Raw genomic sequence first — 6,595 nt, 5'->3', positions numbered from 1 at the left:
CTCGCGGCGACAAGAAATAATATATCACAGCCACCCAGAGGAATGCAAGTCCTTTTTCAAAAAAACTTTTTAAAACGTTTATTCCTCTTTGTCAGGCGCGAAAATCAATGTATCATATCGAGCTGTATAACGTCAACTTCGAATCATACATTTAGTTACATTACAGTCATCTGCAGTCCTGTCAGCAGCGCAATTCCCGGAACGCCGAGCACGAACACCGTCCCTATCGTAATGGGATTGAGCGGGATGTACATATCGGCAATCCATCCACTGTAATTCAATATATAGAGCACGCCAGCCGCCGCGATCAGATGCAGAGCAAATCCCTTAAGCCAGCTGAATGGCATTTTGTTGCGAATGAGTATCCAGATTAATAGCGCCGACGAGCCGATCAGCATTGCCGCCCATACCGTTTTCATTTTACAATCCCCTCCCACTTGGGCCATGGACCCTGCATTTGCTTCGCCTTGCCCAGCAGCATATCGTATCGCTTCTCCGCAGTTATGATGTTATAGATGGCATAATCCACTTGTTCCTTGCCTACCGCGTAATGAAAGAACCTGTTCGCGTTCTCCCATTCCGTCAACGTTTCCTTAATCTCCTGCTTGAGCGCCAGCTTCTTCGACAGCTCGTCTTTTTCTTCCTCGCTCAGTCGTCCCATGCCCTCACCCGCCTTGTCCAAGCTCTTATACTGCTTCCTCTTATGTGTATAAGCTTGTACGCCGAATTAGAACCGCCTGGGCGTCCAACCGTCCATGGATGGTGTAGTCTGGGTGATTGATTGCAGCTACATTGCCAGTTTCGCACACAAAGAATCGGCGGACCTCATAGTCGACCTTATTGGCATCTTTAAAGCGCCAATTGGCTTCATTAAAAGACCAAGCAGCGTTCCTCATGTCCGTTAGATTCGGTTGGAGTTGCATCATTTCCTAAATAAAAAACCGCCCCAACCACGCATATTGCGCAGCTAGAACGGTTCATTTTTGCTATAGGCGGAGCTATCGCTCCGATCAACTAAGCTCTCTCCGACCTTCCAGAGCCTTGGACAATGTCACCTCATCCGCATATTCCAGGTCGCCGCCCACAGGCAAACCATGGGCGATTCTTGTGACCTTGATGCCAAATGGCTTCACCAGCCGGGACAAATACATCGCCGTCGCTTCTCCCTCAATATTGGGATTCGTCGCAAGGATCAACTCCTGAACGCGCTCGTCGCTCAATCGACGGAGCAGCTCAGCGATGCGTATCTCGTCAGGTCCAATGCCTTCCATTGGGGAAATCGCGCCCTGAAGGACGTGATAATAGCCGTCGAATTCCTTCATCCGCTCCATCGCGACCAGATCCTTCGACTCCTGAACAACGCAAATGACAGAGCCGTCACGGGACTTATCCTGGCATATCCTGCAAGGATCGGTATCGGTAATATTGCAGCAGACCGAGCAATAGAACAAATTCCTCTTCACGCTGACCAGCGCTTTGGCGAAATCGATCACATCATCTTCCTTCATCCGCAGCACATGGAACGCGAGTCTTGCCGCCGTTTTGGGGCCAACGCCCGGGAGACGGGTAAAGGCATCAATCAGCTTCGCTATCGGTTCCGGGTAATACAAAAAAGTGCAGCTCCTTTCAGCCCTTCAACCAGCCATAACCATATTCGGAGCCGTTCGTTACCCGAGCGGCTGCTCTATTAGAACAAGCCGGGGATTTTCATGCCGCCCGTAAATTTGCCCATATCCTTGTTCGCCAGCTCATCCGCTTTCGTAAGGGCGTCATTGACGGCCGTCAACACAAGATCTTGAAGCATTTCGACATCATCCGGATCTACCGCTTCCGGCTTAATAACAATGCTAAGCACTTTCTTGTGTCCGCTCACTTCAACCGACACGACGCCGCCGCCCGCCGAACCTTCAACGACTTTGGTTTCGAGCTCCTCTTGCGCCTTCATCATCTGCTCTTGCATCTTCTTCACTTGCTTCATCATTTGATTCATATTGTTCATTAGTAGTCACCTCGTTAATTAGTATAATTAAGTCTTATCCTTCACAACAACCAAATCTTCTCCGAAGAGCTTCACGGCTTCCTCGATCCATTCTGCCCTCTTGGGAGGAGGGGCGTCTACCGCCTCATGCTCCAATGCGAAATCTCCCGAATCTTGGGAAGGAGACTCCCCGGCGCCATCCAGTCCCGTCTGCCAATCCTTCTGCATCACGGTCACAAGACCATACGGCTTCCCGAGCACCTCTCCGGCAATTCGTTCAATGATTTCGCGGTGGTTCGGCTTCTCGGTCGTTTCTCTATGAATTTCATTTTTGAAGGCAAGAAGCAGGTTGCTCTCCGACAAGGATACGAGCTCCCCGTCCTTGAGCCAGGCATGCAGCGTCACCTTCTCTTCCTTGACCCGCTGCAGCACGTCGCCCCACTTCATGCGGGCCGCTCCCGATTCGGGACTGCCGGCGGAAGCGAGATAAGCGTCGAGCTTCACCTTGGCGCGAGCGATGCCGCTTCCGCCGCCGAAGGCTCCGCGGGAAGGGGATCGCGTCGCCGCTGCTCCCTGTCCCCCGCGTCCGGATGCTTCTCCCGCCGCTGCAATGGCTGCCCCTCCGCTGAGCAGTCCTTCCAGCTTGCGTTCCAGCGCAGCGATCTGCTGTCGCATGGCCTGCACCTCGGACGAGCTCGCCCCGCCTCCGGAAGGCGGGGGAGCGCCGCCGCTCCCAGCCGAAACCTTTGCCCCTTCGTCAAGCGTACACAGCTTGAGCAAGGCAACCTCGAATACGGTCTGCGGCTGCGCGGCGTGCCTAAGCTCCATCTGATACTTGTTAAGCGTATCGATCATCGCGAACAACCGTTCAGGCGAATAAGCCTCGGCCATTCCCTGGAACTTGTCGCGATCCACGATTCGCTCGGTGGCGGCTCCGCTGTTCGGCGCCAGCTTAAGGACCAGCAGGTCGCGGAAATAATAAATCAAATTCTCCAGGCACTTGTCCGGACTCTTGCCGGCCACCGTAAGGCCTTCGACCAGCGGCATAATAGCCGCGGCATTTCGCTCTTGCACGGCTTGTGCGAGCTGATAGAATTGCTCGGACGCCAGCCCGCCCGTCACATCGACGGCTGCCTCCAGCGTAATGCGCGAGTCGCCGAACGCGGCAACCTGCTCCAATAAGCTGATGGCATCCCGCATGCCGCCTTCCGATAATCGCGCTATATAAGCGATCGCATCTTCGTCGGCTTCGATACCTTCTTCCGAGCATATCTGCAGCAATCGTCCCGTCTGCTCTTGAAGCGACACTTGGCGGAAGTCGAACCGCTGACATCTGGATATGATCGTAGCCGGAAGCTTGTGAGGCTCCGTCGTCGCCAAGATAAAGATGACATGTCCCGGCGGTTCTTCCAGCGTCTTGAGCAGCGCATTAAACGCTTCGGAGGTCAACATGTGCACCTCGTCGATGATGTACACCTTGTATCGAACCTCGGAAGGGGCATACCTGACTTTATCGCGTATGTCACGGATCTCGTCGATGCCGCGGTTGGATGCCGCGTCGATCTCGATCACATCCATAATATGTCCTGCCGTTATGCCTTTGCAAGCGTCGCATTCATTACATGGCTCCACGGTTGGCCCATGCTCGCAGTTTACCGCCTTGGCCAGCACTTTGGCCGTGGTCGTCTTGCCGGTCCCTCTAGGTCCGTTAAACAGATACGCATGAGATACCCGATCCTCGCGAATGGCATTCTGCAGCGTCTGTATAATATGTTGTTGTCCAACCATGTCCTGGAACGTCTGAGGACGCCAGGCACGATATAAAGCGATATGTGTCACGCGGCTCTTCCCTTCCGGTTGCATCAGATTCCCTTATTATACTACATTGCAGAGGGAAGCGTAAGCGCTAACCAAAGCTTGCCAGAGTATACCGGAATGGCAAACATCTGCTTGTCCGTGTTGACGTGCAAATAAGCCGCTTAGCCGGCTCTGCGCTTTTTTAGCCAAAAATGCCCGCAATTGCCGGAACCGGCAACTGCGGGCATTTGTTCAGGGCATCCAAGCCCTTATTGATTAGGCAGAACCGTGCACCTGCCCCCGATATATACGACCCAAGCGGCATTCTTGCTACACAGCTCGAGTCAGGCACTCCCCCGGCACATGAACTAACTTGCTTACGGCTGCTTCCTTCCGGACCTGACCGGGTTCACAAGCGTCCATTGCGGAGGACCCGACTGTCAACACTGCTTGCAAGCGCCAAGCCTCACATCAGTATAACCTCAGACAGGAATTCAACCTCGCTACAGCGGATTGCGAGTTACAGGGCACCGCTACCTCCCCGTCTAGCACGGCAAAAACAAGTATAGTACATTCCGGGACAAAGCGCAACCGATGGCGAAATTTACAACGTCCTGTTTAGACTTCAACTAGACGATCTTCGTATGCGCGTTTTGGAATGTCGCGTATACAAGCCCCTCAACGACTCGCTTTTACATGCACTTCGTATCTCGGCATATTCGTCTGTACGATCGCTTGGGCCCGCGCGCGCAGCTTCTCCAGCTGCGCATCCGTCATTTCCGGATCTGCCGTCAGCTGGACATGCAGCTCGCTGCCGTTAAAGCTGACCCGCGTGGAACGGATGCCGGCAACCGGCTTCAGCACTTGCTCGATCATCCGGGTATCCTTTTCGTACAGGAGCGTCGTATTGCGGTTCATCAAGCTTGGGTTGCTATTGGAATAACCCATATATCCGTCATGGCCGTAGCCCTTTTCTGTTCCCGGTTCCGCGCCGGAGCACCCCGCTCCAAGCAACAGCGCCGCGCCGATCAAGCCGGCAAGCATCCATCTATGCAGAGCCGTTCCGGACCCCGTATGCCTATCCAATTTGTCCATTAAAAAAACCTCCCTTATAACCATAGGATGGCTGAGGGAGGTCCTTGTATTCTGCCAAATAAAGGCCGAATTGGCGATAGGAATTAAATGCCGTATTTCTTCTTGAAACGGTCGACGCGGCCGCCGGCATCCAGGAACTTCTGCTTACCCGTAAAGAACGGGTGGCATGCGGAGCAAATCTCTACGCGAAGAGTCGGTTTAATGGAACCAGTCTCGAACGTATTGCCGCAAGCGCAAGTTGCTGTAACGACGTGGTATGTCGGATGAATACCTTGTTTCATCTCGTTCACCTCTTTCTGCCCTGAGCCACATGCGGGCCCAGAGTATAAATCACACAATGTGGATTATAGCACGACGCGGCTCTCCATGCAACGATTAACCACTGTATGGCTACAATTCCTTACAGTGGTCGTTCCACGCATTTATAGAACTACGGGATTAACACATTTTTTGGACGGCGAAGCTCGACAGGCGGCACATGCGTGTAGGAGCCGATGACGACATCCGGCAATTCTTCCCGGAAAATCTCGAGCATCGTCTTCATTCCATAAATTTCTCCTTGCGCCTTGGGGATAAGCTCAAGGTAGCTCTCGGGATCGATATTGAGATTCCGCATTTGGATCAGCTTGAGCCCCGTGCGTTTCGCGAAGCCGATCATGGCCTCAATCTCTTCCTCGCGGTCCGTCACCCCGGGGAAGATCAAATAGTTGATGGACGTATACACGCCCTTGTCGGTAGCGTATCTGAGCGACTTCTCGACATTTTGCAGCGTATAGCCGCGCGGCTTGTAATACGCATTATAATGATCGTCGAGCGCGCTGATCGTACTGACGCGCATCAAATCCAGACCGGAGTCCACAATGGCGCGAATGAAATCGGTTAGTCCTGCGTTGGTATTAATATTGATGTAACCGTTCGAGGTTACCGCGCGCACCCGTCTCATCGCTTCCACGATAATCTTTACTTGCGTGGACGGCTCCCCTTCGCAGCCTTGGCCGAAGCTGATAATAGACTCCGGCTCGCGAAGATGCTCCAGCATGATGTCTACGACTTCGTCCACCGTCGGCTTGAAGTTCATCCTGGTCTGAGGAGCCAGAAAACCGCTGTCGTCCGGCTGCTCCGAGATGCAGCCGAAGCAGCCGGCATTGCACGAATAGGAAACGGGCACGGCGCCCTCCCAACGATTTAGAAACGTATTGGATGCCGTTAGACACTCATAACCGAGCGCGCAGTTGGACAAGTGTTTGTACAGACGATTGTCCGGATACTTCTGCAGCAGCCGCTCCACTTGCACGCCAAGCTCTTGACGATCGCAGTTCAGCGGATCCCACCGCTCCGGATCGTCGCATTGCTCGGCTGCAACATGGAAACCGCCGTCCTTCCAGACAACGGCCGTGTAGCCGAAGAGCGGCAGCTTCTCGTTTTTGTCCGCCTTCACGTAGCCGGGCAGGCATAGCCGCGTATAACCTTGGGGCAGCAACGCGCCGACAGCTTGGGCGCCGCCGGTCAATACTTGCATCTCTCCGCTGTCCGGGTCGAGGCCGACGGGACGCGTAAACGGCAAGCTGACCAGCGTCGCTCCTTCCGGGAGAGGAATGAGTTCCTCCTCCATCATCTCGACGACCATGTCGCCGCTGCGTCCGAGACCGTAAAAATCGGGATGGTCGAACACATTGCCGTGTTCGTCCGCATATACGAGATTCATGATGTCCTCCTTCCAGCCGG

General features: G+C 54.0%; 8 protein-coding genes and 1 other RNA gene. All 9 read right to left on the bottom strand.

What is annotated here, in order from left to right; translation table 11 throughout:
* Positions 1–155: 155 nt before the first annotated feature.
* The 9 genes from B1748_RS30450 to B1748_RS30405 all read right to left on the bottom strand — a co-directional run bounded on the left by B1748_RS30450 (position 156) and on the right by B1748_RS30405 (position 6,575).
* Positions 156–419: a pro-sigmaK processing inhibitor BofA family protein gene (locus B1748_RS30450; protein ID WP_087571727.1), complete on the bottom strand. Its 264-nt coding sequence runs from the start codon at positions 417–419 to the stop codon at positions 156–158.
* Positions 416–661: a DUF2508 family protein gene (locus tag B1748_RS30445; protein ID WP_087571726.1), complete on the bottom strand. Its 246-nt coding sequence runs from the start codon at positions 659–661 to the stop codon at positions 416–418. Before B1748_RS30445 ends, B1748_RS30450 begins: the two co-directional genes overlap by 4 nt.
* Before the next feature lie 349 nt (positions 662–1,010).
* Positions 1,011–1,610 carry a recombination mediator RecR gene (recR, locus tag B1748_RS30435; RefSeq protein WP_087571724.1) on the bottom strand — a complete coding sequence of 200 codons (600 nt, stop codon included), beginning with the start codon at positions 1,608–1,610 and terminating at the stop codon, positions 1,011–1,013.
* A gap of 77 nt (positions 1,611–1,687) precedes the next feature.
* The gene (locus tag B1748_RS30430) at positions 1,688–1,999 is read right to left on the bottom strand and encodes a YbaB/EbfC family nucleoid-associated protein (RefSeq protein WP_087571723.1); all 312 of its coding nucleotides are present in this window, start codon (positions 1,997–1,999) and stop codon (positions 1,688–1,690) included.
* Between the two features lie 27 nt (positions 2,000–2,026).
* A complete protein-coding gene (gene dnaX, locus B1748_RS30425; protein ID WP_087571735.1) occupies positions 2,027–3,817 on the bottom strand; it encodes a DNA polymerase III subunit gamma/tau in 1,791 nt (596 codons plus the stop codon).
* Between the two features lie 244 nt (positions 3,818–4,061).
* An RNA gene (gene ffs / locus B1748_RS30420) (signal recognition particle sRNA large type) lies at positions 4,062–4,329 on the bottom strand.
* A 124-nt stretch (positions 4,330–4,453) separates the two neighbouring features.
* The gene (locus B1748_RS30415) at positions 4,454–4,870 is read right to left on the bottom strand and encodes a hypothetical protein (RefSeq protein ID WP_087571722.1); all 417 of its coding nucleotides are present in this window, start codon (positions 4,868–4,870) and stop codon (positions 4,454–4,456) included.
* A gap of 83 nt (positions 4,871–4,953) precedes the next feature.
* On the bottom strand, positions 4,954–5,151 hold the full coding sequence (gene rpmE, locus B1748_RS30410; protein WP_087571721.1) for a 50S ribosomal protein L31: 198 nt from the start codon (positions 5,149–5,151) through the stop codon (positions 4,954–4,956).
* 149 nt (positions 5,152–5,300) lie between these two features.
* The gene (locus B1748_RS30405) at positions 5,301–6,575 is read right to left on the bottom strand and encodes a radical SAM family protein (protein ID WP_087571720.1); all 1,275 of its coding nucleotides are present in this window, start codon (positions 6,573–6,575) and stop codon (positions 5,301–5,303) included.
* Positions 6,576–6,595 lie beyond the last annotated feature (20 nt).

The sequence above is a fragment of the Paenibacillus sp. MY03 genome (genome assembly GCF_002165585.1).
Lineage (GTDB): Bacteria > Bacillota > Bacilli > Paenibacillales > Paenibacillaceae > Pristimantibacillus > Pristimantibacillus agaridevorans.
The sequence above is the reverse complement of the archived record's forward strand: the minus strand, read 5'-3'. Positions and strand labels throughout refer to the sequence as shown.

Excerpts from the sequence above, each read along its gene's own strand:
- B1748_RS30450 (WP_087571727.1), bottom strand. The coding sequence starts at position 419 with ATGAAAACGGTATGGGCGGCAATGCTGATCGGCTCGTCGGCGCTATTA.
- B1748_RS30445 (WP_087571726.1), bottom strand. The coding sequence starts at position 661 with ATGGGACGACTGAGCGAGGAAGAAAAAGACGAGCTGTCGAAGAAGCTG.
- B1748_RS30430 (WP_087571723.1), bottom strand. The coding sequence starts at position 1,999 with ATGAACAATATGAATCAAATGATGAAGCAAGTGAAGAAGATGCAAGAG.
- B1748_RS30415 (WP_087571722.1), bottom strand. The coding sequence starts at position 4,870 with ATGGACAAATTGGATAGGCATACGGGGTCCGGAACGGCTCTGCATAGA.
- rpmE (WP_087571721.1), bottom strand. The coding sequence starts at position 5,151 with ATGAAACAAGGTATTCATCCGACATACCACGTCGTTACAGCAACTTGC.
- B1748_RS30405 (WP_087571720.1), bottom strand. The coding sequence starts at position 6,575 with ATGAATCTCGTATATGCGGACGAACACGGCAATGTGTTCGACCATCCC.